Raw genomic sequence first — 26,240 nt, 5'->3', positions numbered from 1 at the left:
CAAGCCCCCGCCGGCTTTGGCATAATGCGCGCCATGCCCAATCCCCCAATCTGGCTGCCGGAACCGCCGGCGCTGTCCGCCGCCGCGCAATCCTGTCTCACCGAAGCCGGCTCGCTGACCGAACGGCTGCAAAGCACCGGCCGCCGCTTCGCCGTGCGCGTGCTGCGGCAAGGCCCCGACGCCTGCCTGGAAGACGAGGCGCAGCCGCTCGGCCTGGCCGCCGGCGCGCCGCTGCAGGCCCGCGAAGTGGCGCTGACCCTGGACGACACCCCGGTGGTGTTCGCCCGCAGTGTCACCCGTCTGGACTGCGCGGCCTGGCAGCCCATTCTAGACCGCGGCAGCCGCTCGCTGGGTCTGACATTGTTCGGCGGTCTGCCCGATTTGCTCCGCGACCCGCTGCGCTACCGCCTCATCGCCGCCGATCATCCGCTGTTCGCGCCGGCGGCCCGACTCAGCCCGCACGCCAGCTACCCGGCGCGGCGCTGCCGCTTTCTGCTGCGGCAGGCGCCCTTGCTGGTTTGCGAACTCTTTTTGCCGGAGCTGGAGAATTTCCTGCGATGAACGCCACCCGCCTCAATGAACGTTTGACGGTTTACATGCAACTGATGCGCATGGACAAGCCCATCGGCACTTTCCTGCTGCTGTGGCCTACGCTGTGGGCGCTGCTGATCGCCGGCCAGGGCCGGCCCGACCCGCTGATCGTGCTGATCTTCGTCGTCGGCACCTTTCTGATGCGCTCGGCCGGCTGCGTGATCAACGACTACGCGGATCGCGACTTCGACGGCCACGTGGCGCGCACCCGGCAACGGCCGTTCGCCCGCGGCGCGGTCGGCAAGAAGGAGGCCTTGCTGCTGGCCGCCGGCCTGGCCTTGCTGTCGCTGCTGCTGATCCTGCCGCTGAACGGCCTGACCCTGCTCTTGAGCGTGCCGGCGCTGTTCATCGCCGCCAGCTATCCGTTCACCAAGCGCTTCTTCCCGGTGCCGCAAGCCTATCTGGGCCTGGCCTTCTCCTTCGGCATCCCGATGGCCTTCGCCGCCCAGACCGGCGAGGTGCCGGCGCTGGCCTGGCTGCTCTTGCTGGCCAACGCCAGCTGGACGCTGGCTTACGACACCGCCTACGCGATCAGCGACAAGCCGGACGATCTCAAGATCGGCATCAAGACCTCGGCGATCACCTTCGGCGACTACGATGTGCTGGCCATCATGCTGTTCCACGCCGTCTTCCTCGCGCTGATGACCGGCATCGGCCTGCATCTGGCGCTGGCCTGGCCTTTTTATCTGTCCTTGCTCGTGGCCGTCGTCTTGATGGCCAAGCAATATCAGGACATCCGGGAACGCGACCGCGCCGCCTGCTTCAAAGCCTTTCTCGACAATAATCGCGTAGGCGCGGCCATCCTCGTCGGCGTAGCGCTCAGCTACTGGCTGCCGTAAAACCCAATGTCATCATTTTGCGGCGCAGCGATACTTTGTGAATTCCTGTGAACTTTTCGAGAAGGGTTCAATCCCAGAGAAGGCATATTCCACCCACTTGGAATTGCAGCCGACATGCACCACCGGCTTCACACAAGAAAGGACATATCATGAAACTGATTTCCGCTCTGATCGCCGCTGCTTTCGCCACTAGCGCCCTGGCCGCCTCCCCGGCGTCCGCGCCCGCCGCCGAAAAGAAAATGGAGCATAAGGCCGAACACAAGCAGGCCGGCAAAAAGCACCACAAGAAACATGCTTCGGGCGCCGCGCACCACAAGAAATCCGGCCACAAGCATTCGGGAAAGAAAGCTGAACACAAAGCGGCTTCCGCCGCCAAGTAATTGATCGCCGGGCCGAGGGCCCGACGCAAAAACGCCGCGGCTCGCCATGCGCCGCGGCGTTTTCATATCCGGGTACGATCAAAGGCCGGCCGGAGGCCGGCGGCGGGCGTCAGCCGGGCGGAGAATTATTCGCCGAAGCCACAGAACACCTCGCGCATCATCTTCAAGACTTCCAGCGTGCGGATGTCGCCGACGCGGTAATAAACGCGGTTGGCGTCCTTACGCGTGCGCAACACGCCCTTGTCGCGCATAATGGCCAAATGCTGAGAAATATTGCTCTGCGACGTGCCCACCTGCTCGACTATATCCTGCACGCTCACTTCCTGGTCTTCCAGCACCGATATGATCTTCAAACGCAGCGGGTGCGACATGGCCTTCATCGCCCTCGAGGTCTGCTCGATCTGGTCATCGTTGAACAGCAAGGCTTCTCTCCCTGTAGAGTCATTTTATTTAGTCTGACTGCGGTACAATACTACACTAAATCCAATACCATCAAGATTTTCTAATATTCAGAATGTGAATGCCATGAAATCCATCAAACCGGTGTTGTTGTTGATTCTCGACGGTTTTGGCCATCGCACTGAAGGCGATGACAACGCAATTCTTCATGCCTCGATGCCTAATTGGAACCGTCTGCGCCAGACCTTCCCCTACGGCACCATCAACGCCTCGGAAAACTTCGTCGGCCTGCCCTCCGGCCAGTTCGGCAATTCCGAAGTGGGCCACCTCAACATCGGCGCCGGCCGCGTGGTGCAACAGGACATCAGCCGCATAGACTGCGACATCGAAGACGGCCGCTTCGCCGCCAATCCCGCTCTGGTCTCCGGCATCGCCAAAGCCAAGGACGCGACGCTGCACATCATGGGCCTGCTGTCCGACGGCGGCGTTCACAGCCATGAAAACCACATTCACTCGCTGATCCGCGCGGCCCAGGCCGCCGGCGTCGCGCGCATCCACGTGCACGCCTTCCTGGACGGCCGCGACACCCCGCCGCGCAGCGCCAAGACCTATCTGGAACGGCTGGACGCGGTGCTGGCGGAATGCCCGGCCGCGCGCCTGGCGTCCGTGACCGGCCGCTACTGGGCGATGGACCGCGACAAACGCTGGGAACGCCTGGAGCCGGCTTACCGGCTGCTGGTGGAAGGCGAAGGCCTGTTCCACGCCCGCAACGGCCTGGAAGCGCTGGAAGCGGCCTACGCCCGCGACGAGAACGACGAGTTCGTCAAGGCCACCGCCATCGGCGAGAGCGCCCGGATGCGCGACGGCGACGTCGTGGTGTTCATGAATTTCCGCGCCGACCGCGCGCGCCAATTGGTCAGCGCGCTGACCGACCCGGCCTTCGACGGCTTCAAGGCGCGCCAGCCCAAGTTCGCCGACTTCGTCACCCTGACCTCCTACGGCGAAGCCTACAGCCGCCTGTCCATCGCCTATCCGCCGCAGAAAATCAGCAACGGCTTCGGCGAATACCTGGCCAGCCAAGGCCTGAAACAGCTGCGCATCGCCGAAACCGAGAAATACCCGCACGTCACCTACTTCTTCAACGGCGGCGAGGAGCAGGTCTATCCCGGCGAAGACCGCATCCTGGTGCCATCGCCCAAGGTGGCCACTTACGACCTGCAGCCGGAAATGAACGCAGGCGAAGTCACGGACAAAATCGTCGCCGCCATCGCCTCCGGCCAATATCAGGCCATCATCTGCAATTACGCCAACGGCGACATGGTGGGCCACAGCGGCATCTTCGACGCCGCGGTCAAGGCGGTGGAAGCGCTGGACGGCTGCGTCGGCCGCTGCGTGGAGGCGATGCGCGCCGCCGGCGGCGAGGTGCTGATCACCGCCGACCACGGCAATTGCGAACAGATGTACGACGCCGAACACCACCAGCCGCACACCCAGCACACGCTGAGCCCGGTGCCCTTTCTCTACGTCGGCCGTCCGGCCCGGATTCGCGCCGGCGGCTCGCTGCGCGACATCGCGCCGTCGCTGCTGGCGATGATGGGCCTGGAACAACCAGCGGAGATGACCGGTCAATCGCTGATCGAACTCCAATAAGACCCGCCGCCGCCGGCCCCGCCGGCGTCAAGGAGCCGGACCCCTCGCTCGAGGACGGGGCGTCCGGCCCGCGGCCCAAGCAGAAAGCATACTCCCGGCCATGAAACCCTATGTCCTGATGGCGGCCTTGATCGCCGGAAGCAGCCACGCCGCGCCTCCGGCCTCCGCCGCGCTGTCCACCGCCCCGCACCAGCAAGATCTCAAATCGGTGCGCAAGGAAATCGACACCCTGAAAAAAGACATCGCCCAGAAACAGGCGGTGCAAAAAGAAGCCCAATCGGCGATCAAGGAATCGGAACAAGCCATTAGCCAGACCAGCCAGGCGCTGGTGAAGCTGGAAAAGAAACAAAGCAGCTCGGAACAGCAGCTCGAAGCGCTGCGCGCCCAGATCAACGCCAGCCGCAACAGCCTGGCCGCGGTGCGCCAGCGCGTGGCCCTGATGCTGGCGCGCCAGTACAAGAGCGGCCAGCACGACGCGATGAAGCTGATGATGAACGCGAACGACCCCAATCAGAGCGCGCGCGACCTCGCCTACTATCAGCACATCGCCCGCGCCCAGCAGCAATTGGTGGCCCAGCTGATCACCCATCAGCACGAGTTGGAAGCGCTGTCCTTCCAGCTGGAGCAGGAACTGGCGCGGCTCAACTCGCTGTCGGACCGCAAGAGCCAGGAAAAGAGCTCGCTGCAGCAGGACAAGGCCAGCCAGCAGCAAGAACTCAACAAGGTCACCGGCGAGATCAAGACGGGACAGAGCAAACTCAGCCAGTTGCAGGAAAACGAAAAACGCCTGACCGGCCTGATCGCCCAGATCAACAAGGAAATCCAGCGTCGCCGCGCCGAGATCGCGCGCAAGGCGGCGGAAGAACGCAAGGCCAGGCTGGCCGCCGCCCGCGAAGCCGCGCGCAAGGAAAACGAACGCCGCCGCAAGCTGGCGGAAAACGCCAAGAAACAAGGCAAGCCGGTGCCGGAGGAAGCCAAGCAGACGGTCACGGTGAAAGAGGAAGCCATCACCGACGTGGCCGACGACAGCGCCGCCGGCCGCGCCTTCGTCAGCCTGCAGGGGCGGATGAAAATGCCGGTGGCCGGACAATTGGTCGGCCGCTTCGGCAAGCCGCGTCAGCAAGGCGTCAGCTGGAAAGGCCTGTTCATCCAGACCGCCAACGGCACCCCGGTGCGCAGCGTGGCCGACGGCACCGTGGTGTTCGCCGATCAACTGCGCGGTTTCGGCAACGCCGTTCTGGTCGATCACGGCGGCAATTACATGACGGTCTATACCGGACTATCGGTGATAGGCAAATCCGTGGGCAGCAGCGTCAAGGCCGGCGACACGATCGGCAACACAGGAACACTGGACAGCGGCGAATCCGGCCTGTACTTTGAAATCCGACACATGGGACGACCCCTAAACCCGCAAGCCTGGGCGCGCTAAGCCAGGCAACGGAGACAGATAACAAACATGAGCAGCCAAAGAATGAAGAAGATTGCCTGGCTAGTGGCCGGCGCCATGGCCGGCGGCGTGCTGACGCTGAGCATGCAAGCCTTTGCCGACAAGGGCGAATCCCCTCTGCCGCTGAGCGAGCTGCGCACCTTCGCCGAAGTGTTTGGCCGCATCAAGCAGGACTACGTCGACCCGGTGGAAGACAAGAAGCTGATCACCGCCGCCATCAAGGGCATGCTGACCGGTCTGGACCCGCACTCCGACTACATGGACCCGGAGGCCTTCAAGGAACTCAAGGAAGGCACCCAGGGCGAATTCGGCGGCCTGGGCATCGAGATCGGCGCCGAGGACGGCCTGGTCAAGGTGGTGTCCCCTATCGAGGACACGCCGGCGCAGAAGGCGGGCATCAAGAGCGGCGACCTGATCATCAAGATCGACGACACCCCGGTGCGCGGCCTGTCCCTGACCGACGCGGTGAAGAAAATGCGCGGCAAGCCGGGCACCAAGGTCACGCTGACCATCGCCCGCAAGACCGAGACCAAACCGCTGGTGTTCACGCTGGCGCGCGCAGTGATCAAGACCAAGAGCGTCAAATACAAGCTGTTGGAGCCGGACTTCGGCTATGTGCGCATCACCCAGTTCCAGGAGCACACCTCCGAGGACCTGGCCGCCGGCGTGCAGGCGCTTTACAAGGAAAACAAGCAGGGGCTGAAAGGCCTGGTGCTGGACCTGCGCGACGATCCGGGCGGACTGCTCAACGGCGCGGTCGGCGTATCCGCCGCCTTCCTCGCCAAGAACCAGCTGGTGGTCTACACCGAAGGCCGCACGCCCGACGCCAAGATGCGCTTGACCGCCAATCTGCAGAACTACGCGCGTCCGAACGGCAGCGACCCGCTGGCCCGCCTGCCGGTGGAAGCCCGCAACGTGCCGCTGGTGGTGCTGGTCAACGGCGGCTCCGCCTCGGCGTCGGAAATCGTCGCCGGCGCGCTGCAAGACCACAAGCGCGCGGTGCTGGTGGGCACCCAGACCTTCGGCAAGGGCTCGGTGCAATCCATCATGCCGCTGGGCAACGCCGGCGGTATCAAGCTGACCACCGCCCGCTACTTCACGCCCAACGGCCGCTCGATCCAGGCCAAGGGCATCGTGCCCGACGTGGTGGTGGAGGACGGCACGCTGACAGCGGCGGAACAAGCCATCCGCGTGCGCGAAGCCGATCTGGAAAACCACTTGGCCAACCCCAACGGCGAGGACAAGCCGGCGTCCAAGAGCAGCGTCAAGCCGGCTCCCGCTCCGGCCCCCCAGCCGGCCCCGGCCAAGCCGGATGACGGCAAGGACAAGGCCAAGCCGGAAGAAAAGAGCCAGTTCGGTCCGCGCGATCCCAACCCCAAGAACGACAACCAGCTGTCGCAGGCGCTGAACATTCTCAAGGTGCAGCAAATCCTGCAGAAAAAAGGCAGCTGATCCCGCGACGGCAGCCATCGCGCGCCCCTGGTTTTTCCAGGGGCGTTTTTCATGCGCGCCCGCTATTGTCCTCCTGCAAAACACCGTCATTCCTGCTACGCTATCCGGCTCAACCCTAGTTTTCCGGCCGGAGCCGCTGACCCCATGCTTACCCGCGAATTCGTGCTTTCCTTTCGCGAAGCCGCCCCCTATATCAACGCCTACCGCGGCAAGACCTTCGTGCTGGCCGTCAGCGGAGAAACCCTGCAGGACGGCGAATTCGCCAGCCTGGCCCAGGACATCAACCTCTTGGTCAGCCTGGGCGTGCGCATCGTGCTGGTGCACGGCATCCGCCCGCAGATCGAGGGCCTGCTGAAACGACACGGCATCGCCCGCCTGTTCCACCGCGACCGCCGCGTCACCGACGCCGCCACCATGGATGTGGTCAAGCAGGCGGCCGGCGCCACCCGCTGCGACATCGAAGCGCTGCTGTCCATGGGCATGCCCAATTCGCCGATGCACGGCGCCCACCTGCGCGTGGCCGGCGGCAACTTCGTCACCGCCCAGCCGCTGGGCGTGCTGGACGGCGTGGACATGCAATACACCGGCCAGGTGCGCCGCGCCGACGGCGCCGCCATCCGCGCCCGCCTAGACCACGGCGAGCTGGTGCTGCTGTCGCCCATCGGCTACTCGCTGACCGGCGAGGCCTTCAACCTGACCATGGAAGAACTGGCCACCCATGTCGCCATCACCTTGAAGGCGGAAAAGCTGATCTTCGTGATCGAGCAACGCGGCGTGATGCTGGACGAGGAACTGATCAGCACGCTGACCGCGCAGCAGGCCGAGGATCTGCTGGCCTCCGGCCGGCTGCAGGAAGACGTCAGCGCCTACCTGCCCTACGCCATCCGCGCCACCCGCGAAGGCATCCCGCGCGCCCACTTGATCAGCCGCCACGCCGACGGCGCCTTGCTGGTGGAACACTTCACCCGCGGCGGCAACGGCACCATGATCGCCCGCGATCCGCTGGTGAGGGTGCGCAACGCCAGCATCGAAGACATCGGCGACATCATCGGCCTGATCCAGCCGCTGGAAGAACAAGGCGTGCTGGTCAAGCGCAGCCGCGAACACCTGGAAGTGGAGATCGGCGAATACTCGGTGCTGGAACACGACGGCAAGATCTACGGCTGCGTGGCCATGCACTCCTTCCCCGACTCCGGCACCGCCGAACTGGCCTGCCTGGCGGTGGCTCAGGACAAGCGCGACGGCGGCTTCGGCGAGATGCTGCTCAAACATGTGGAATACCAGGCGCGCACCCAGGGCCTGCAATCGCTGTTCGTGCTCACCACCCAGACCGCGCACTGGTTTGTCGAGCGCGGCTTCGCCGAGGCGGACAAGAGCGCGTTGCCGCTGGCGCGGCAGCAGTTCTACAACTATCAGCGCCGCTCCAAGGTTTTCGTCAAGGTCTTGTAAGCCTAGGGCCGCGTCGAGGTTGGAAGCGTTTCATCTCTGTGACACAATATTGAATTAACCTTTTTCCGATATTTTAAGGATTGCGCCATGAGCAGAACCGTCAATTGCGTCAAGCTGGGCCGCGAAGCCGAGGCCCTCGACTTCCCACCGCTGCCGGGCGAACTGGGCAAGCGAGTGTTTGAGAACGTGTCCAAGGAAGCCTGGCAAGGCTGGCTGCGCTATCAGACCATGCTGATCAACGAAAACCGCCTGAGCCTGGCCGACGCCCGCGCCCGCCAGTATCTGGCCGCGCAGCTGGAAGCCTATTTCTTCGGCGACGGCGCCGACGCTCCCGCCGGCTATACTCCGCCGCAGAACTAATCGCCATGCCCAGCCCTCCAAGCGAGGGCTTTGTTTTTCCCTGAACTCTCCACTGTTGGCTTGAACCCCGTATGTCACACACGCAAGACCTGCTGATCAACCGCGAACTTGGCCTGCTCGAATTCAACCGCCGCGTGCTGGCCCAGGCGGAAGACGCCAACCTGCCGCTGCTGGAACGGCTGAAATTCCTGTGCATCGTGTCCTCCAACATGGACGAGTTCTTCGAAGTGCGCGTGGCCTGGCTGCAGGAAACCGCCGAGGCCACCCCGGAGCGCATCCTGGCCGACGGCTCCACGCCGGAACAGGCGCTGGCCAAGGTGGCCACCGCCGCCCACCAATTGGTGCGCGACCAGTACGCGGTGATGAGCGAAGTGCTGTTCCCGGCGCTGCGCGAGGAAAACATCATCTTCCTGCGCCGCAATGAATGGAGTCCGGCTCAGCAGCAATGGGTGCGGGATTTCTTCTTCCGCGAACTGATGCCCATCCTGACCCCGATAGGTCTGGACCCGTCCCACCCCTTCCCCAAGGTGCTGAACAAATCCTTGAACTTCGCGGTGGAGCTGGAAGGCCGCGACGCCTTCGGCCGCGCCTCCGGCATCGCCATCGTCCAGGCGCCGCGCATCCTGCCGCGGGTGATCAAGCTGCCGGCGGACGTCAGCGACGGCCACCGCCACACCTTCGTCTTCCTGTCCTCCATCCTGCACTCGCACGTGCACGAGCTGTTCAGCGGCATGGCGGTCAAGGGCTGCTACCAATTCCGCGTCACCCGCGACAGCGAGCTGACGGTGGAAGACGAGGAAGTGAAAAACCTGCGCACCGCCTTGCAAGGCGAGTTGCGCCAGCGCCAGTTCGGCGACGCGGTGCGGCTGGAGATCGCCGACACCTGCCCGGCGCACATGGAAGAATTCCTGCTGACCCAGTTCAACCTCAAGCCGCGCGACGTCTACCGCGTCAACGGCCCGGTCAATCTGGTGCGGCTGATGCAGGTGCCGGACCTGGTGGACCGGCCGGATCTGAAGTTCACGCCCTTCATCCCCACGCTGCCGGAAATGCTGCGCAAGAAAACGCCGCTGTTCGACGCCATCCGCAAAGGCGACATCCTGCTGCATCACCCCTTCCAGAGCTTCCAGCCGGTGATAGACATGCTGACGCTGGCCGCGTCCGATCCGCACGTGGTGGCCATCAAGATGACGGTGTACCGCACCGGCACCGACTCGGTGCTGATGGAATCGCTGATCGCCGCCGCCCGCGCCGGCAAACAGGTGACCGTGGTGGTGGAATTGATGGCCCGCTTCGACGAGGAAGCCAATATCGGCTGGGCCAGCCGGCTGGAAGACGCCGGCGCCCACGTGGTCTACGGCGTGATCGGCTACAAAGTGCACGCCAAGATGCTGATGGTGGTGCGCCGCGAGGAACACGGCCTGCGCCGCTACGTGCATCTGGGCACCGGCAACTACCACCCGCGCACCGCCCGCCTCTACACCGACTTCGGCCTGCTGACCTGCAATGAGCAGATCGCCAGCGACGTCAACGACATCTTCGTGCAGCTGACCGGCCTGGGCCGCGCCAGCCAGCTCAAGCTGCTGTTCCAGAGCCCGTTCACCCTGCACAGCATGGTGATGGAGGCGATAGACCGCGAAATCGCCCACGCCCAGGCCGGCAAGCCGGCGCAGATCATCGCCAAGATGAACGCCCTGCTGGAAAGCCAGGTGATTCACGCGCTGTACCGCGCCAGCCAGGCCGGGGTCAAGATCCAGCTGATCGTGCGCGGCGTGTGCGCGCTGCGACCCGGCGTGCCGGGGCTGTCCGACAACATCGTCGTGCGCTCCATCGTCGGCCGCTTCCTGGAACACCCGCGCGTGTTCTACTTCCACAACGACCGCAAGGAAGACCTGCTGATCGCCAGCGCCGACTGGATGGGCCGCAACTTCTTCCGCCGCATCGAAACCTGCGTGCCCATCGTCGACGTCAAACTCAAGCGCCGGGTGATCAAGGAAGCGCTGCGTCTCTATCTGGACGACAACGTCAACGCCTGGGACATGCTGCCGGACGGCAGCTACAAACGCCGCACCTCCCGCGGCAAGCCGCACTGCGCGCAACTGCAATTGCTGGAAGAGTACACCCGCTGACACCCGGCCCGCGGCCAGGCCGCGGGCGCGTTCTCCCGCAAGGACCCCCATGGAAATCGCCGGCTACAGTCTTGCCGCCCTGCTCATCGTCGCCGGCCTGGCCGGCACCATGCTGCCCATCATCCCCGGCCTGCCGCTGATGTTCGGCGGCCTGCTGCTGGCCGCCTGGCTGGACAACTTCAACCATCTGGGCGCGATCAGCCTGATCATCATGGCCCTGCTCACCGCGCTGGGCCTGGTGATTGACTTCTTCGCCGGCCTGCTGGGCGCCAAGGCCAGCGGCGCCAGCAGCCAGGCGCTGTGGGGCGCCTTCATCGGCGGCATCGTCGGCATGTTCTTCGGACTGGCCGGCGTGCTGCTCGGCCCGCTGGTCGGCGCCGTCATCGGCGAGTTCATCGCCCGCAAGGACGCCTTCCAGGCCGGCAAGGTCGGCATCGGCACCTTTATCGGCTTCATCGTCGGCGCGGTGGCCAAGGTGGCCTGCGCCTTCGCCATGCTGGCGACGGCGGCGCTGGCGCTACTGTTCTAGCGGCCGCGCGACTGACCTAAGAACCTATTCAAAGTCTACTGCGCTTCGGCGATACGGCGTTGAAACCGGCTTCAGAATGCTCATGTACCGTATGTACATTCCGCTTCTTCCCCCGTTTTCGCCTTGTCTCGCCCTTGCTCGCGAGACTTTGAACAGGCTCTACACCGGGGGATTTGGTAGAATCCCGGTTTATCCCCTTCAATCCAGCGTGAATACCGATGGCACAATATGTAATGTCCATGCTCCGCGTGAGCAAGATCGTTCCGCCCAAGCGCCAGATCATCAAGGACATCTCCCTGTCCTTCTTCCCCGGCGCCAAGATCGGCCTGCTGGGCCTGAACGGCGCCGGTAAATCCACCGTGCTGCGCATCATGGCCGGCGCGGACAAGGAATACGAAGGCGAGGTGCAGCACCTGGCCGGAGTCAAGATCGGCTACCTGCCGCAGGAACCGCAGCTGGACCCTGAAAAAACCGTGCGCGAGGAAGTGGAAAGCGGCATGGGCGACGTGATGGGCGCGCAAAAGCGCCTGGAAGAGGTCTACGCCGCCTACGCCGACCCGGACGCCGACTTCGACGCGCTGGCCGAAGAACAGGCCAAGCTGGAAGCCATCATCGCCGCCGGCGCCAACGACAACGTAGAACACCAGCTGGAAATCGCCGCCGACGCGCTGCGCCTGCCGCCGTGGGACGCCAAGATCGCCCCGCTGTCCGGCGGCGAGAAGCGCCGCGTGGCGCTGTGCAAGCTGCTGCTGTCCAAGCCCGACATGCTGCTGCTGGACGAACCCACCAACCACCTGGACGCGGAATCGGTGGAATGGCTGGAGCAATTCCTGGTGCGCTTCCCCGGCACCGTGGTGGCCGTCACCCACGACCGCTACTTCCTGGACAACGCCGCCGAATGGATTCTGGAACTGGACCGCGGCGAAGGCATCCCGTGGAAAGGCAATTACTCCAGCTGGCTGGAGCAGAAGGAAGCCCGCCTGGCGCAGGAATCCAAGAGCGAAGGCGCGCGCATGAAGGCGATGAAGCAGGAACTGGAATGGGTGCGCCAGAACCCGAAAGGCCGCCAGGCCAAATCCAAGGCGCGTCTGGCCCGCTTCGAGGAACTGTCCAGCTACGAAACCCAGAAGCGCAACGAAACCCAGGAAATCTTCATCCCGGTGGCCGAGCGCCTGGGCAATGAGGTGATCGAGTTCAACGGCGTGTCCAAGGGCTTCGGCGACCGCCTGCTGATCGACAATCTCAGCTTCAAGGCCCCGCCGGGCGCCATCGTCGGCATCATCGGCCCCAACGGCGCCGGTAAATCGACGCTGTTCAAGATGATTGCCGGCAAGGAACAGCCGGACAGCGGCGAGGTCAAGATCGGCCAGACCGTGCAGATGGCCTTTGTCGAGCAGACCCGCGAGGGCCTGGACGGCGACAAGACCGTGTTCGAGGACGTGGCCGCCGGCGCCGACATCCTCACCGTGGGCAAGTTCGAGATGTCCAGCCGCGCCTACCTCGGCCGCTTCAACTTCAAGGGCGCCGATCAGCAGAAAAAGGTGGGCATGCTCTCCGGCGGCGAACGCGGCCGCCTGCACCTGGCCAAAACCCTGCTCCAGGGCGGCAATGTGCTGCTGCTGGACGAACCGTCCAACGACCTGGACGTGGAAACCTTGCGCGCGCTGGAAGACGCCTTGCTGGAATACGCCGGCACCGTGTTCGTGATCTCCCACGACCGCTGGTTCCTGGACCGTATCGCCACCCACATCCTGGCGGCGGAAGGCGAATCGCAATGGACCTTCTTCGACGGCAACTATCAGGAATACGAGGCCGACAAGAAGAAACGCCTGGGCGAGGAAGCCGCCAAGCCCAAGCGCATCCGCTACAAGCCGATCAGCCGCTAAAACAAAGCCCGGGTTCTCCGGGCTTTTTTCATGCGCTCACAGCGTCTTCAGCCGCCCGCGGAACTCATCCAGCCGCTGGTAGCCCTTGGCCTGCATGATGGCGGCCAGCTCCGCCTCGATGCGATCGAAGGCGCTGACGCCCTCCTCGTGCAGGCAGGTGCCCACCTGCACCGCGGCGGCTCCGGCCAGGATGTGCATGAAGGCCTCCGCCCCGCTCTTCACCCCGCCGCAGCCTATCACATGCTTGTCGGCCAGCAGCAGGGCGAACTCGCGCACATTGGCCAGCGCCGTCGGCAACACGTAGTCGCCGCCCAAGCCGCCCAGCCCGCCCTTGGGCTTGATCACCGCGGACTCGCTGTCCAGATCGATCACCAGGCCGTTGCCCACCGAGTTGATGCAGGTGACGAAGCGCAGCAGCGGGAAGGCGTTCAACACCGCGGCCATGGCGGCGAAGTGCGCCGGATCGAAATACGGCGGCAGCTTGACGCCGAACGGCCGCGCGTACACCCGGCTGATCGCCGCCAGAGCCTCGGCGCTGGCGGCGAAGTCATAGCCCAGCTGCGGCTTGCCCGGCAGATTGGGGCAGGACAGGTTCACCTCCGGCAGGCAGGGCAGCTTCAGCGCCGCCAGTTCGGTCAGGATGGTCAGGGTGTCGTCCAGCGTCATGCCGGACACGGACAGAAACAGCGGCTTGGCGTCGTCGTAAGCCTGGGCGTAGTCCAGGTAATAGCGGTAGCCCTCGTTGGGCAGGCCCATGGAATTGATGCTGCCCAGCGCGGTGCGCCGGTAGCGCGGCTCGGGATTGCCGGCGCGCGGCTCCAGCGTGCAGCTCTTGGTCACCACCGCGCCGGCGGCGGAGCGGCGCAGCTGCTCCAGTTCCTCCCTGGTGCGGCAATGGACGCCGGAAGCGTTGAACAGGGGGCTGGCCATCTGCATGCCCAGCCAGGAAACGGATAGATCCAGCGTCATCGCGCCCTCCGGCGAATTCATCTGCCGGCGATGATAGACGCAAGCCGCGCCGGCCATGCTGCGCCAAGTCAAAACCGGCGCGGCCGCCGCAAAACAAACGGCCGCCCGGAAGGCGGCCGTTTCAAGACAGAAATATTCGGGGCTTACATTTGCGACTGAATATAGTTCTGCTCGCCCACCATATCGATCAGGCGCAGCTGCTGCTCCAGCCAGTGCGCATGGTCGTTCTCGGTCTCTTCCAGCAGCACCATCAGTTCCTGGCGCGTCACGTAGTCCTGCACGCTCTCACAGTGGGCCACCACTTTTTTCAGCAGATTGCCGACGCGGTATTCCACTTCCAGATCGCTGGCCAGCATCGCCCGCACGTTCTCGCCCACCACGATGGGCACGCGCTTGGCCACGTTCGGCTTGCCTTGCAGGAACAGAGTGCGGGCGATCAGCACCCGCGCGTGCGACAGCTCGTCCTCGCGCTCGTGATCGATGCGTTCGAACAGCTTGTGCAGGCCGAAATCCTTGTACATCTCGGCATGGATGAAATACTGGTCCGCGGCGGACAATTCTTCCGCCAGCAGTTCGTTCAGCAACTCGATGGTTTTGGGATCACCTTGCATAAACCGACCTCTTGTTGTTGTAGTTCAATGACGCCGGCGGGCGTCCCGCCGGCGCGAACGGAATTCGCGAACCATTCATTCTAAGCCCTCAGGGCCACAGTTGCACGCCGGCTTGATAAAACGCGAACGACAACAACCAGGCCAGTCCCACCGACCACGCCACCGACATCGCGGTGTAGGCCTTGCTGCGCGACTCGCGGTACATCGCCGCCACCGTGGACAGGCAGGGCACGTAGATCAAGGTGAAGATCAGGAAGCTCATCGCCGAGCGCCAATCCAGATGTTGCAGCAAGGCCGCGCCCAGGCCGGCCTCCGGCACCCCGTAGATCACCGCCAGGCTGCCCAGCAGGATTTCCTTGGCGATGAAGCCGAACAGCAAGGCCGCCGCCAGTTCGTGGCGGATGCCTATCGGGTCCAGCACCGGGGCCAGCAGGCTGCCCAGAGCGTCGGCCAGGGTCTTGCCCTCGCCGGCCGGCACATGGGTCAGCAGCCAGACCAGCACCACGCCCAACAGGATGAAACTGGAGGCCAGTTGCAGAAAGGCGCGCACCTCCCCCACCGCCCGGCTCAGCAAATGGCTCAAGCCGGGCAGCCGGTACGGCGGCACTTCCAGCAAGAAGGCCTCGCCGCCGGCGTAACGGCGCTTGAACACCCAGGCGGTGAACACCGCGACGGCGAAGCTCATCAGATAAAGCCCCATCAACACCCACGGCGCCTGCGTCGGCGTGAACAACAGCCCGGCGAAGAACACCACCACCTGCAAACGCGCCGAACACAACGAAAACGGGATTACCAGCATGGTCAGCAGCCGCTGCTTGCGCTCGCGCATCACCCGAGTGCCCATGATGGCCGGCACATTGCAGCCAAAGCCCATCAGCTGCATCACGAAGCCGCGGCCGTCCAGCCCCAGCCGCGCCATGAAGGCGTCGGTCAGATAGGCGGCGCGCGCCAGGTAGCCGGAATCCTCCACCATCGCCATCAATACGAAAAACACCAGCAAAATGGGCGCGAAGGTCAGCACCGTCGACACCCCCTGCCAGATGCCGTCCAGCGCCAGGCTCTGCACAATCTCGGGCAAGGGCGCGAGCAAGGGCGTCAGCGCCTGCTCCTTGATCCAGTCCAGACCGGCGCCGGCCAGCTCCTGCAATGGGGTGCCGATCTGATACGTCAGATTGAACAGCAGCGCCATCAGCGCGAAGAACAGCGGCAGACCCAGCCATGGATGCATCAGCCAATGGTCCATCTTCTCCGTCAGCCCCGCCGGCAGCACGGGCGGCAAGGCCCAGCAGCCCGCCAGCCGCCGCTTGGCCTCCGCCATCGCCTCCCGGGTGTCCGGCACCGCGTCCAGCCTGGCGCGCGTCGCCGGGCCGCCGTCGTTGGCCAGCCGGTTCAAGCCCGCCATCAGCGGCGGCCAGCCCTGCATATGCCGGGCCGAGGCCAGAAACACCGGCGCGCCCAGGCGCTCCGACAAGCGCTCCACATCCAGGCTCACGCCCAGGGCCTTGGCCTCGTCGGCCATATTCAGCACCACCAGGCAGTTGAGGCCGCTGGCCAGCACCTGCAAGGCCAGCGGCAGTTGCCGGTCCAGCTGGCTGGCGTTGAGCACCAGGACGGCGCCGTCGAAGGCGCTGGCCAGCAGCACGTCGCGAACCACCGCCTCGTCGTCGGAATAGCCGGTCAAATCATTGACGCCGGGCAAATCCACCAACTCCACCATGTGGCCGCCCAGCAACAGGCGCGCGCTGCTCAACTCTATGGTCAGGCCCGGCCAGTTGCCGACGCGCTGCGACATGCCGGTCAGACGGTTGAACAAGGTGGACTTGCCGGTATTGGGCAGGCCGATCAGGGCGAAACGCTTCATACCGCCACCCTCGCCACGATGAGGCGCGCTAGGCTGCGGCGCAGCAGGAAGCGCGTGGCGCCGACGTCCAGCAATAATGGCCCGCCCAAGGGCGCCGCCCGACGCAGATAAAACCGGCAGCCCGGCTCCAGGCCAAAGGCGGCGACGCGGCGCATGGCCTCTTCGGCCAGCTCCAGGCTGTCGACCACGCCGTGGCGTCCGGCGGGGAATGCATCCAAAGTCAACATGATGATCCGATCAAGAACGAGAATGGTTTGCATTAGTATATCCAGCCGAACCCCGTCGAATATCGGCAAACCGCGGCAATTCCCGCCCTGCTTGACCTGCATCAATAGCATTGTCCTATCCGGATCGACGATGGATTATCGATAGCCGGCCACTGCGCTTGCGGTTAAAATCGCGGACAATCAATCGACAAGCTACGGGCCCAAGACAATGAGCATCAAATCGGACAAGTGGATTCGCCGGATGGCGGACGAGTACAAAATGATCGAACCCTTCGAGCCCAACCAGATCAAGATGGTGGACGGCCAGAAGGTGATCTCCTACGGCACGTCCAGCTACGGCTACGATATCCGCTGCGCCGACGAATTCAAGGTGTTCACCAATATCAACAGCACCATCGTCGACCCGAAAAACTTCGACCCCAATTCCTTCGTGGAAGTCTCCGGCAAGGGCTATTGCATCATCCCGCCCAATAGCTTCGCGCTGGCCCGCACCGTGGAATACTTCCGCATCCCGCGCTCGGTGCTGACCGTCTGCCTGGGCAAATCCACTTACGCCCGCTGCGGCATCATCGTCAACGTCACCCCGTTCGAACCGGAATGGGAAGGCTATGTGACGCTGGAGTTCTCCAACACCACGCCGCTGCCGGCCAAGATCTACGCCAACGAGGGCGTGGCCCAGGTCTTGTTCTTCGAATCCGATGAAATTTGCGACGTGTCCTACAGCGACCGCGCCGGCAAATACATGGGCCAGGTGGGCGTGACCCTTCCGCGCCCCTGAAACGCTTCCCGCCAGCAAAAAAGGGATGGCTTAGCCATCCCTTTGTCATTTAAATCCCGCCAAATCCGTCCTCGCAATTTCACCTTAATGTTCTAGGATAAACAGAGGGTTAGCTGACTTTCCCGGTTGGTCGGCCCTTGTACAGCAATTGATTTCTTCTTGGGGCGTAGCGGTTCCCCCTTGCCGTTGCGCCCCTTTTTTTATCCGCCGATCCCATTGCCCTGCCTCCGGTTTCTTGCCATGATCTTCGCTTTGGCGAAAGGCGGAAATATGCCGGACATATATGATTTTTCCATTGAGTCTTTAAACGGGCAGACCCTGCCGCTGGCGAGCTATCGCGGCAAAGTGCTATTGCTGGTCAACACCGCCAGCGAGTGCGGCTTCACCGCGCAATTGGGCGGCCTGGAACAGCTGTACCAGCGCTACCGCGAGCAAGGCCTGGAGATCATCGGCTTCCCCTGCAATCAGTTCGGCGGCCAGGAGCCTGGGGACGCCGCCGCCATCGGCCAGTTCTGTCAGAAGAATTTCGGGGTCAGCTTCCCGCTATCCGCCAAGATCGACGTCAACGGCGCCGACGCGCATCCGCTCTGGCGTCATCTCGTCGCCGCCAAGCCCGGCTTGCTGGGCAGCCGGCGCATCAAATGGAATTTCACCAAATTCCTGGTGGACGGCGAAGGGCGCATCCGCAAGCGTTTCGCCCCCTACGTCAAGCCGGCGGCGCTGGAGCGCGCCATCGAAACCCTGCTGCGAACGCAGAAGCACCAGATTCTCTAGCGACAGCTCAGCTCAGTTCGCCGGACAGATAGAACCAGCGGTCGTCCTCGCGCAGGAAGCGGCTGCGTTCTCGCATGCGTTCGGCCTTGCCGCCCACCTTGTAGCGCGCGGAGAACTCCACCACGCCCTCGGCGTCGGCCGCGCCGCCGGCCTCGGTCGCCAACACCTCCAGGCCCAGCCATTTGACCACACCGGCGTCCGCGGCCAGATCCAGCGCCTGCGGCCGGGTGCTGGGATGCCAGCTCGCCAGCAGATACGCCTCGTCGCCGCGCGCGTAAGCGGTGTAGCGCGAGCGCATCAAGGCTTCCGCCGTGGGTGCGGGCGCGCCGTCCGCCCCCAGGTAACGGCCGCAACAGGCCGCGTAAGCGCCGCCCAGCCCGCAGGGACAGCCGGCCGCGTCCGGCTTGGCTTTCTTGCCCATGCTCAAGCCCCCAGGGCCGGCAAGCCGTACAGCTTGAGCAGGAAGTTGGTGAAGGCAGGCTCGGCCGGTTTCGGATTCATCTTGGGCCAGCGTCGCATCCATTCGCGCAGACGCTCGTCCATCTTGGCGCGAAACGTTTCCTGGTCGATGCGGCCCGCCTCGCGCTCCACCGTCAGATAGCGGTACATGGCGAAGGTGTTGTCGTCGATGGGATTGGAGCCCACCGCCTTGAGCCGGAACGCGCCCAGTTGATCCGCGGCGGCCAGCCGGGTCAACTCGCCGCTCTTGACCTTGTCGGCCAGACGGTTGGCTTCCCGCAGCAAGGCGTCCGATTTGGCGCTGGGCGCCGGCGCCGTCTGCGGCCGGCCCTTGGCCGGCGAGGAAGGATGCGAGCTGATGGGCGCGCCCAATTGCTGCAGCGCGCTGCAGGCGGACAAGCTCAGGGCCATCGCGGCCCACAAGAAATAACGTTTCATGCCGGGAATTCTACTCCTGTCCTGATTCGGCGCCGCCGCGCGGCGCGTTCTGCTGCGACCGCCCCGCCCACGCCAATGTTCCGTCCCGCCAATGCAAAACAGCCTGACAAACGGGTCTGTCAGGCTGTTTTACGTTCATGCCACGCGGCCGCGGCACGCTTATTCCGCCGCGTCGCCTGCGGGTTCGGCCGGAGCCGGGGCAGGGGCCGCCGCGGCCGGCTTGGGCGCGGACATCTGTTCCGCCGCCTTTTTCTCCTCGGCGCTGACTTCGCCCACCGGCTTGTTGGCCAGATCGAACCGCTTGCCGCCGCGCGCCAGAGACTTCACGTAGCGCGGCTTGCGACAGTGATTGGCCACCACGCGGGAGATCAGCGTAGAGTCGAACTGCGGCAAAGCCGCGATCAGGCTCTCATGGATGCCCAAGGCCAGCGGACGAAACTGGCGGAAAACGTCGAACTTGCTGTAGACATGATCCGCGATCATCTCGGTCTGCTTTTTCTTGGACAGACTTTGTACAGCGGACTTAAGTGCAGCACCGAGTGCCGTTTCAGTATTTGGCTTCATGAACTTCTATCTAGATCCATTGATGCAAAAGCAGCGCATGCTGCCCAATCAAGCGAAGCGCCGCAACCCGCCGCCCGGCCAGCTTGACAGCCGGTGAAAAAATGACGACATCGTAATGCGGTTTGACCAAGGCGCTCCGACAAGACGCCGGCGCGCCGTAAAAAATCGCCGAACATGGCGAAGGCCTGGAACCGGGCCCAAGCGGCGCGGCCGGTCCGAAGACCAGGCGCCCGCCCCCATCGACCGCCGCTGTTTGTCGGCGGAGGAGCCGACTTGGCGGTCATGGGCGAAAACACCAGACGGAACGCCCCGGGCGTTCCCTCGCTCGGGCTGGCGCTTACGAGGGAGGGAGAGTACTAAGTAATGCCCCTTGATGTCCAGCATTAGACGCCGATTGCGCCCTTTCCGCCCTTATCCCGTCTTTCTTTTGCCACTTTCTCAAGCGTGAGCCGGCGGCTTACAGGCAGGCGACGGGAAAGCGGCGATTCAAGCTGTCCCAGTCCGTCGCCGCGTCAGGGCCGGCGCTAGCCACCACGCAGGCCGCCAGCCGATTGCCCAGATCCACCGCGTAATGCAGCGGCCAGCCGCTGGACAGGCCGGCCAACAAGCCGGCGCAATGCGCGTCGCCGGCGCCGATGGTGTCCACCACCGAAACCTGGTAGCCGGGCAGGTGCCACGGCGCGTCGGTGCCCGGGCACACCCAGGCGCCGTCCTGCCCCAGCCGGCAGATCAGCGTCAGCCGGTAATCCTTGGCGAAACGCTGCGCCGCCGCCACCGGATCGCCGTCGCCGCACAACAGGGCGATCTCGTCCCGGTTCAGCGTCAGCAAGGTCTCGGTACCGCTCAGAGCGGACAGAAACGCCAGCTCCAGCAAGACGACGCGCGGACCGGGGTCTATCACCCGCAACTGTTCCGCCGGCAAGGCCAGCAGCCAGGCGCGCAACGCCCTTCCGCCCTCTCCGGCCAGCTCATAGCCGTTGGCGTACACCAGGCCGTCTGCGGGCAAGGGCAGCGCGTCCAACTGCTCGCGCGTCCATTCCGTCTCGCAACCGGAGATCGAAATGAAGCTGCGCTCGCCGCTGGGCTCCACCATGGCCACGCACCAGCCGTTGTCGCGATCCGCGTTGCGCAGCAGCACCGGCAAGCCCAGCTCCCGCATGGCCGCGTCTATCGCCGCGCCCCAAGGGCCGTTGCCCACCGGCATGCCGTTGATCACGGGAGCGTTCAACTGGCGCAACGCTCGCGCCACATTGAAGGCGCAGCCGCCGATCTCGCGTTCCTGCTGCAACGCCTCCACGTCGGCGCCGCTGCGCGGCAATGCCGGGAGGGTCAACACCACGTCGCCCACGGCGCCGCCCAAAGCCAGGATGGCTCTGGTCGGATGATAGTTTGGACACGGAATGGTCATGCGCGTCGCTCCTTCAGCAACAAATACAATCCATAAGCCAGCAAACTGGTCCCAAAGGATACAAACAGCCCCAGGCTGGAATCTGCGAAAACGCCCACAGCCAGCGGGCCGTCGATGAAGCCGGTCTTGCTCACCAGCAGGCCGCAAGCGGCGCCCAGCAGCCAGCACAGCAGCGGACCGCCGCGGAAGGCCTGCCGCCCGTCGCCGGACAGGGCCGCGGCCTCATAGCCTTGGCGGTGACGCAACAAGAGGTAATCCAGCACGAACACCGCCTCCCAGGCCGCCAGAAACACGCCGCAAAACAATAGAAACGCGATGAAGGGCCCCAGGAAGTCGCTGGACACGAACAAGACGTAAGCGGCGATGGCCAGCACGATCAGCGCATTGATGGACACCGCCTGCGCCTGTCTGACCTTGACGCCTATGGTCAGCAGATTGAGGCTGGCCGAATACAGGCTAAGCACGGCCATGGTGACGATGCCGGCCGTCGCGGTCAGCAGATAGGGCACTGCCATCCAGGCCGGCAGCACCGCGCCGATCTTGGCGATGGGATTGGCCGCGCTGGCCAGATCCGGGATCTGCGCCGACAACAGCACCCCAGTGAAGATCAGCAGCATCAGCGGCAGCGACGCCCCCACCATCACCGCGCCGAAAATGCTGCCGCCGGACGCTCCGCTCCGCTGGTAACGGCTGTAATCGGCGCCGGCGATGGCCCAGCTGATGCCGGTGCCCGCGGCGATCACCGATACCGCCGGCCAGAAACCGGTCAGCCAGTCGCCGTCCGGCCGCGCCAAGATGGCGCCCCAGTTCGCGGTCGTCGCCACGTACAGAATCACCACCAGGGTCATGCTGCCGAAGATCCGGCTCAGCCAGCTTTGCATCCAGACCACGGTGGCCTGGCCCAGCAGGCTGACCACGATGGTCAGACCGATGAACAGGAACAAGCAGACCGCGGTCAGCGGACGGCTTTCCGCCATGCCCAGCGACTGGCACAAGGCCGCCAGCGTCAAGGCGCCGGTCACCACATTGACCGCCTCCCAGCCCATCAGGTTGAACCAGCTGAAGGCGGTGGGCGCGGCGTTGCCGCGCAGGCCGAAAATGGCCCGCGACAAGGTCAGCGTGGAAGTGCGGCCGCGCTGGCCGGCAATGCTGGTCAAACCCACCAGCGCGAAACTGGCCACTCCGACCGCCGCGGCCAGCAAGGACTGGTAGAACGACAGCCCGAAGCTGGTGACGATGCCGCCGTACACCACGCCCAGGATGCCGATATTGGCGGCCAGCCATACCCAGAACAACTCCACCGGCCGGCCCTTGCACTCATGCTCCGGCACCAGATCTATGCCCGCGCTCTCCAACCGCCAGCCGTCTACCGCTTGTACATCGCTCATCCCCTTACCCCCTAAACCGCAATGCGCACAAAGCCCGCGCGTAAGATTCGAAATCAACGCCATTCACGTCCCGGATGCGTTCCCGCCATGCGGCCGGCAAGGCGTCCGCCCCCTGCAAGGCGCCGCACACCGCAGTCGCCATCGCGCCTATGGTGTCGGTGTCTCCGCCCAGATTCGCCGCCAAGACCGCGCAGCGGCGCGGATCGCCTTGCGCGCAGTCCACCAGGGCCAAGGCGGCGGGCACCGACTCTATGGTGTCCATGCCGGCGCCCAAGGTCTGGTACAGCTCGGCCACCAAGGCAGCATCGTCTTGGCCCCGCAAGCCTTCCGCCAGCTCGAAGCCCCAGGCCAGGCGCCGGCTCAGCAAGGGGCTGAACGTCGTCACCCGCTCCAGCTGCGCCAGATCGGCAACGGCGGGCAGCTCGGCCTTGATGTCGGACCAGGCCGCGCCCTCCACCGCCCGCGACACCGCCCAGGCGATGGCCGCCGCGCCGGCCACCGCGATATCGGACTGATGCGTGGGGCTGCAACTCAGCCTCACCGCCTGCACGAAAGCCGCGCGGTCCTGGCTGGACAGCAGGCAACCCAGCGGCGCCACCCGCATCGCCGCGCCGTTGGTCACGCCGTTGGCGCCCAGAGAATCAATGGACTGGCCGGACAAAATAGCCCTGAGCGCGGCCTTAGAACTGGGCCCCAGAATATTCTTGTTGAAGGCGTCGATGCGCTCGGCCCAGGCAATGATGTTGTCCGCGATACGCTCCGGCTCCACCGCGCCGTCCGCGGCGATCAACGCGTCCATCAAGGCGATGGCCTGCTGGGTGTCGTCGGTAAACTCTCCGGCGGCGAACTCGGAAGCGGCGAAATTCTCGGCCGGGCCCGGCAGAAAATCGTCTATCCAGCCAAAAAACGCCCGTACCTGCCGCTGCGGCCACAGCTCCGAAGGCATGCCCATGGCATCTCCCGCCGCCTGCCCGTACAGGGCCCCGAGAATGGACTGGTAGCCCTTGCTGATCATCGTCAAACTGCCTCTCCGCCAGGATGCCCATCGACCGCCAGAACCCGTTTACGATCCGCCACGCGTCAAGGAAACAAGGAGCCGCCCGCGAAACGCCCATGCCTCGCAGGCGCATTCCGCTTTCCCGGCTGTTTCGCCTTGCCCCGCCTTCGCGCAACGCGAGCGGAAACAGGAACCATGGACTTCGATTGGCATCGTATGATAAGTCCAATACAAATCCAATAGTACATAACCATACTATTGATCAGGAAAGCATGCCACAGCGCTCAGCCCACCCCATTGCCATCGGCATTGATTTAGACTGAAGCCCGCACGCACAGGAGCTTTCACACGATATGAGCGAGATTCTGGAATGCCTGTCCGCCAGCCTGCGACAGCCCGGCGCAACGCCGCGCTATCTGCTGATCGCCGACGCGCTGGAACAGGCCATCCGCCAGCACCAGTTGCCCGAAGGGGCGTTCCTGCCGACCGAGCGGCAGATGGCGGAAAAACTGGGACTGTCGCGCGTCACCATCAGCAAGGCGATGGCGGAACTGGAACGCAAGCGGCTGATCACCCGTCAGCAAGGCCAGGGCACTCGCATCGCCCAAGCCTTTCGCTATTCGCTCAACGACAGCGGAGGTTTCACCGAGCAGGTGCTGCGCAGCGGCGGCAGCGTGGCCAATCAGTGGCTGTTGCGGCGGCGGGAAAGCGCGCCGGCCGCCATCGCCAGCCTGCTGCGCCTGCCTGTCGGCGCGGACATCGCCAAGCTGCGCCGCCTGCGGCTGATGGACGGCACGCCGGCGGCGCTGGAAACCACCTATATCCCGCTGGCCTACCTGCCCGAACCGGAGCGTCTGGAACACTCGCTATACCAGTGGTGGGAACGCCATGGCGTCGAGATCGGCCGCAAGACCTTCCGTCTGGCCTCCTGTGCGGCGGATCAGGACAGCGCCGCCCTATTGCATGTGCAGGCCGGCACACCGCTGCTGCGCATCCGGCAGACAAGCTTGAACGCGGCGGAACAGGTATTGGAGTTCAGCGAAGTTTTGTGCCGCAGCGATCTCTATGAATTCGAGGCGCAGCTTTAAGAGAAGCCGATAAAAAAACCCGCCCAGCGCCAGGCTGTGCGGGTTGTTTTCGTCTCGTGGACGGTTTTGCCGTAGTGGTGCCCCGGGCCGGAATCGAACCGGCACGACCGAAGTCGAGGGATTTTAAGTCCCTTGTGTCTACCAATTTCACCACCGGGGCGGGCAAAGAGACGGCGATTCTATCCCAGAGCCGGGCCGCTGGCAAACAGGGATGGCGATCAAGGCCATGGCCCGCCGCCGCGGGTGACTGCGGGCTTGATCCCGATCCGGGATAAAGAGGAGAAACCACGCTGAGCTTGGCGATTGCGGGCGCGGGCCGAACAAAGCAAAAGCCCCGCAAGTCTTTGACTTACGGGGCTTTAACTGGAGGCGGGGGTCGGAATCGAACCGGCGTAGACGGATTTGCAATCCGCTGCATAACCACTTTGCTACCCCGCCGTTGCCGGCGAACCACCAGCCATGGCTGATGATTTTAATTTGGAGCGGGAAACGAGGCTCGAACTCGCGACCTCAACCTTGGCAAGGTTGCGCTCTACCAACTGAGCTATTCCCGCAGGGGTGATGCAACAACAAGCATGTGGGCGCTGGAGCGGGAAACGAGGCTCGAACTCGCGACCTCAACCTTGGCAAGGTTGCGCTCTACCAACTGAGCTATTCCCGCGTCGCACAATGCTATTGCAGAAGTTTTGGAGCGGGAAACGAGGCTCGAACTCGCGACCTCAACCTTGGCAAGGTTGCGCTCTACCAACTGAGCTATTCCCGCGTCGCATAACGCTATTGCAGAGGATTTGGAGCGGGAAACGAGGCTCGAACTCGCGACCTCAACCTTGGCAAGGTTGCGCTCTACCAACTGAGCTATTCCCGCATTCAAAACTGCTGCAATACTTCTGCTTTCTCTTCGCTGCTGCTTGAGCAGCGCTTGAGAGATGCGAATTATAAGGATTTATCAGTCACTGTCAACACTTCAAACATCAATTTTTTTCCCGGAAAACTCCTTGGCGGCCATCCTCAGGTAATAAACCATTGACCACAAAGTCAAAATCACCGCCACCACCATGAAGGCATTGCCCAAAATTAATGTCGAAACCCCCGGCAGCAGCGGGCCGGCATACAGCAACAGCAGAATCGCCACCATTTGCGCCGCGGTTTTCAACTTGCCGATATAGGCCACCGCCACGCTTTTGCGGGTGCCCATCTCCGCCATCCATTCCCGCAGCGCGGAGATGGCGATCTCCCGGCCGATGATGATCATCGCCATCCAGCCCTCGGTGCGCCCCATCTGCACCAGCAGGATCAAGGCCGCGGCGACGATCAGCTTGTCCGCCACCGGATCCAGGAAAGCGCCGAAGGCCGAGGTCTGACCCAACTTGCGCGCCAGATAGCCGTCCAGCCAATCGGTGATGGCCGCCAAGGCGAAGATGGCGGCGCCTACCTGGTTGCGGCTTTCCAGCAGCAGCACGGAATCCGGCAAAAAGAAGACCGCTACGCAGATGGGGATCAGGGCAACCCTGAGCCAGGTTAGGAATATCGGCAAATTGAAGGGCATCGGTGTCAGTAATCTTATTGT

At 64.1% G+C, this 26,240-nt stretch carries 26 protein-coding genes and 6 tRNA genes; 14 read left to right on the top strand and 18 right to left on the bottom strand.

Annotated elements, in window-relative coordinates; translation table 11 throughout:
• Window positions 1-33: 33 nt before the first annotated feature.
• The 3 genes from DB032_RS04965 (at window position 34) to DB032_RS04955 (ending at window position 1,810) form a co-directional block, all read left to right on the top strand.
• A complete protein-coding gene (locus tag DB032_RS04965) occupies window positions 34-561 on the top strand; it encodes a chorismate lyase (RefSeq protein WP_227104441.1) in 528 nt (175 codons plus the stop codon).
• Window positions 558-1,430, top strand: a complete 873-nt coding sequence (ubiA, locus tag DB032_RS04960; RefSeq protein ID WP_107798496.1) for a 4-hydroxybenzoate octaprenyltransferase — start codon at window positions 558-560, stop codon at window positions 1,428-1,430. Before DB032_RS04965 ends, ubiA begins: the two co-directional genes overlap by 4 nt.
• A gap of 149 nt (window positions 1,431-1,579) precedes the next feature.
• Window positions 1,580-1,810, top strand: coding sequence for a hypothetical protein (locus tag DB032_RS04955; RefSeq protein WP_199225815.1), 231 nt, complete (start codon window positions 1,580-1,582; stop codon window positions 1,808-1,810).
• Between the two features lie 125 nt (window positions 1,811-1,935).
• Here the strand turns inward: DB032_RS04955 and DB032_RS04950 are convergent, their stop codons facing one another.
• Window positions 1,936-2,232, bottom strand: coding sequence for a helix-turn-helix transcriptional regulator (locus tag DB032_RS04950; RefSeq protein WP_019100570.1), 297 nt, complete (start codon window positions 2,230-2,232; stop codon window positions 1,936-1,938).
• A gap of 103 nt (window positions 2,233-2,335) precedes the next feature.
• Here DB032_RS04950 and gpmI point away from each other — a divergent pair, with 103 nt between their 5' ends.
• From gpmI to ettA, 8 genes are all read left to right on the top strand, one after another.
• Window positions 2,336-3,859 carry a 2,3-bisphosphoglycerate-independent phosphoglycerate mutase gene (gpmI, locus tag DB032_RS04945; protein WP_107798495.1) on the top strand — a complete coding sequence of 508 codons (1,524 nt, stop codon included), beginning with the start codon at window positions 2,336-2,338 and terminating at the stop codon, window positions 3,857-3,859.
• 100 nt (window positions 3,860-3,959) lie between these two features.
• Window positions 3,960-5,288 (top strand): murein hydrolase activator EnvC, encoded by a 1,329-nt coding sequence (locus DB032_RS04940; RefSeq protein ID WP_107798494.1) that lies wholly within the window; start codon window positions 3,960-3,962, stop codon window positions 5,286-5,288.
• A gap of 27 nt (window positions 5,289-5,315) precedes the next feature.
• Complete coding sequence (locus tag DB032_RS04935) at window positions 5,316-6,758, top strand: S41 family peptidase (RefSeq protein WP_227104445.1); 1,443 nt, start codon at window positions 5,316-5,318, stop codon at window positions 6,756-6,758.
• A gap of 144 nt (window positions 6,759-6,902) precedes the next feature.
• Window positions 6,903-8,207 carry an amino-acid N-acetyltransferase gene (gene argA / locus DB032_RS04930; RefSeq protein WP_107798492.1) on the top strand — a complete coding sequence of 435 codons (1,305 nt, stop codon included), beginning with the start codon at window positions 6,903-6,905 and terminating at the stop codon, window positions 8,205-8,207.
• Between the two features lie 87 nt (window positions 8,208-8,294).
• Window positions 8,295-8,567, top strand: coding sequence for an oxidative damage protection protein (locus DB032_RS04925; RefSeq protein WP_048409108.1), 273 nt, complete (start codon window positions 8,295-8,297; stop codon window positions 8,565-8,567).
• Window positions 8,568-8,638: 71 nt separating this feature from the next.
• Complete coding sequence (gene ppk1 / locus DB032_RS04920; protein ID WP_107798491.1) at window positions 8,639-10,696, top strand: polyphosphate kinase 1; 2,058 nt, start codon at window positions 8,639-8,641, stop codon at window positions 10,694-10,696.
• A 49-nt stretch (window positions 10,697-10,745) separates the two neighbouring features.
• A complete protein-coding gene (locus DB032_RS04915; RefSeq protein WP_019100492.1) occupies window positions 10,746-11,225 on the top strand; it encodes a DUF456 domain-containing protein in 480 nt (159 codons plus the stop codon).
• Window positions 11,226-11,443: 218 nt separating this feature from the next.
• Window positions 11,444-13,111 carry an energy-dependent translational throttle protein EttA gene (ettA, locus tag DB032_RS04910; protein ID WP_107798490.1) on the top strand — a complete coding sequence of 556 codons (1,668 nt, stop codon included), beginning with the start codon at window positions 11,444-11,446 and terminating at the stop codon, window positions 13,109-13,111.
• 36 nt (window positions 13,112-13,147) lie between these two features.
• Here ettA and DB032_RS04905 read toward each other — a convergent pair whose 3' ends face one another.
• The 4 genes from DB032_RS04905 to DB032_RS04890 form a co-directional block, all read right to left on the bottom strand.
• Window positions 13,148-14,080 (bottom strand): dihydroorotate oxidase, encoded by a 933-nt coding sequence (locus DB032_RS04905; protein WP_107801682.1) that lies wholly within the window; start codon window positions 14,078-14,080, stop codon window positions 13,148-13,150.
• 143 nt (window positions 14,081-14,223) lie between these two features.
• On the bottom strand, window positions 14,224-14,691 hold the full coding sequence (gene bfr, locus DB032_RS04900; RefSeq protein ID WP_048412006.1) for a bacterioferritin: 468 nt from the start codon (window positions 14,689-14,691) through the stop codon (window positions 14,224-14,226).
• 88 nt (window positions 14,692-14,779) lie between these two features.
• A complete protein-coding gene (gene feoB / locus DB032_RS04895) occupies window positions 14,780-16,552 on the bottom strand; it encodes a ferrous iron transport protein B (protein ID WP_107798489.1) in 1,773 nt (590 codons plus the stop codon).
• On the bottom strand, window positions 16,549-16,890 hold the full coding sequence (locus tag DB032_RS04890) for a FeoA family protein (RefSeq protein WP_107798488.1): 342 nt from the start codon (window positions 16,888-16,890) through the stop codon (window positions 16,549-16,551). The genes feoB and DB032_RS04890 overlap by 4 nt, the downstream gene beginning before the upstream one ends.
• 97 nt (window positions 16,891-16,987) lie before the next feature.
• Between DB032_RS04890 and dcd the strand changes: the two genes are divergently transcribed.
• Together dcd and DB032_RS04880 are read left to right on the top strand one after the other, a co-directional pair.
• A complete protein-coding gene (gene dcd, locus DB032_RS04885; RefSeq protein ID WP_048412542.1) occupies window positions 16,988-17,557 on the top strand; it encodes a dCTP deaminase in 570 nt (189 codons plus the stop codon).
• A gap of 270 nt (window positions 17,558-17,827) precedes the next feature.
• Window positions 17,828-18,331 (top strand): glutathione peroxidase, encoded by a 504-nt coding sequence (locus tag DB032_RS04880; RefSeq protein WP_107798487.1) that lies wholly within the window; start codon window positions 17,828-17,830, stop codon window positions 18,329-18,331.
• A 7-nt stretch (window positions 18,332-18,338) separates the two neighbouring features.
• On the opposite strand, the gene DB032_RS04875 is transcribed toward DB032_RS04880, so the two are convergent.
• The 6 genes from DB032_RS04875 to DB032_RS04850 all read right to left on the bottom strand — a co-directional run bounded on the left by DB032_RS04875 (window position 18,339) and on the right by DB032_RS04850 (window position 23,603).
• Window positions 18,339-18,752, bottom strand: a complete 414-nt coding sequence (locus DB032_RS04875; RefSeq protein ID WP_107798486.1) for a YchJ family protein — start codon at window positions 18,750-18,752, stop codon at window positions 18,339-18,341.
• 2 nt (window positions 18,753-18,754) lie between these two features.
• Window positions 18,755-19,228 carry a hypothetical protein gene (locus DB032_RS04870; protein ID WP_107798485.1) on the bottom strand — a complete coding sequence of 158 codons (474 nt, stop codon included), beginning with the start codon at window positions 19,226-19,228 and terminating at the stop codon, window positions 18,755-18,757.
• 159 nt (window positions 19,229-19,387) lie between these two features.
• Complete coding sequence (locus DB032_RS04865) at window positions 19,388-19,792, bottom strand: ProQ/FINO family protein (protein ID WP_107798484.1); 405 nt, start codon at window positions 19,790-19,792, stop codon at window positions 19,388-19,390.
• 457 nt (window positions 19,793-20,249) lie between these two features.
• Window positions 20,250-21,200, bottom strand: coding sequence for a PfkB family carbohydrate kinase (locus tag DB032_RS04860; RefSeq protein ID WP_107798483.1), 951 nt, complete (start codon window positions 21,198-21,200; stop codon window positions 20,250-20,252).
• The gene (locus DB032_RS04855; protein ID WP_107798482.1) at window positions 21,197-22,588 is read right to left on the bottom strand and encodes a cytosine permease; all 1,392 of its coding nucleotides are present in this window, start codon (window positions 22,586-22,588) and stop codon (window positions 21,197-21,199) included. Before DB032_RS04855 ends, DB032_RS04860 begins: the two co-directional genes overlap by 4 nt.
• Before the next feature lie 4 nt (window positions 22,589-22,592).
• Window positions 22,593-23,603 carry an ADP-ribosylglycohydrolase family protein gene (locus DB032_RS04850; RefSeq protein ID WP_107798481.1) on the bottom strand — a complete coding sequence of 337 codons (1,011 nt, stop codon included), beginning with the start codon at window positions 23,601-23,603 and terminating at the stop codon, window positions 22,593-22,595.
• Between the two features lie 335 nt (window positions 23,604-23,938).
• Here DB032_RS04850 and DB032_RS04845 point away from each other — a divergent pair, with 335 nt between their 5' ends.
• On the top strand, window positions 23,939-24,673 hold the full coding sequence (locus DB032_RS04845; RefSeq protein WP_107798480.1) for a GntR family transcriptional regulator: 735 nt from the start codon (window positions 23,939-23,941) through the stop codon (window positions 24,671-24,673).
• Between the two features lie 75 nt (window positions 24,674-24,748).
• Here the strand turns inward: DB032_RS04845 and DB032_RS04840 are convergent.
• From DB032_RS04840 to pgsA, 7 genes are all read right to left on the bottom strand, one after another.
• Window positions 24,749-24,833: transfer RNA gene (locus tag DB032_RS04840), tRNA-Leu, on the bottom strand.
• A gap of 204 nt (window positions 24,834-25,037) precedes the next feature.
• Window positions 25,038-25,111, bottom strand: a tRNA-Cys gene (locus tag DB032_RS04835).
• Between the two features lie 40 nt (window positions 25,112-25,151).
• Window positions 25,152-25,227 (bottom strand) — tRNA-Gly (locus tag DB032_RS04830).
• A gap of 31 nt (window positions 25,228-25,258) precedes the next feature.
• Window positions 25,259-25,334 (bottom strand) — tRNA-Gly (locus DB032_RS04825).
• 26 nt (window positions 25,335-25,360) lie between these two features.
• Window positions 25,361-25,436: transfer RNA gene (locus DB032_RS04820), tRNA-Gly, on the bottom strand.
• Window positions 25,437-25,462: 26 nt separating this feature from the next.
• Window positions 25,463-25,538 (bottom strand) — tRNA-Gly (locus DB032_RS04815).
• Window positions 25,539-25,637: 99 nt separating this feature from the next.
• The gene (pgsA, locus tag DB032_RS04810) at window positions 25,638-26,219 is read right to left on the bottom strand and encodes a CDP-diacylglycerol--glycerol-3-phosphate 3-phosphatidyltransferase (RefSeq protein ID WP_107798479.1); all 582 of its coding nucleotides are present in this window, start codon (window positions 26,217-26,219) and stop codon (window positions 25,638-25,640) included.
• Between the last annotated feature and the right edge of the window lie 21 nt (window positions 26,220-26,240).

It is taken from the genome of Chromobacterium sp. Panama (assembly GCF_003052555.1).
Classification (GTDB): Bacteria; Pseudomonadota; Gammaproteobacteria; order Burkholderiales; family Chromobacteriaceae; genus Chromobacterium.
Note: the sequence above shows the minus strand (reverse complement) of the source record. Positions and strands in the feature narration are given on the sequence as shown.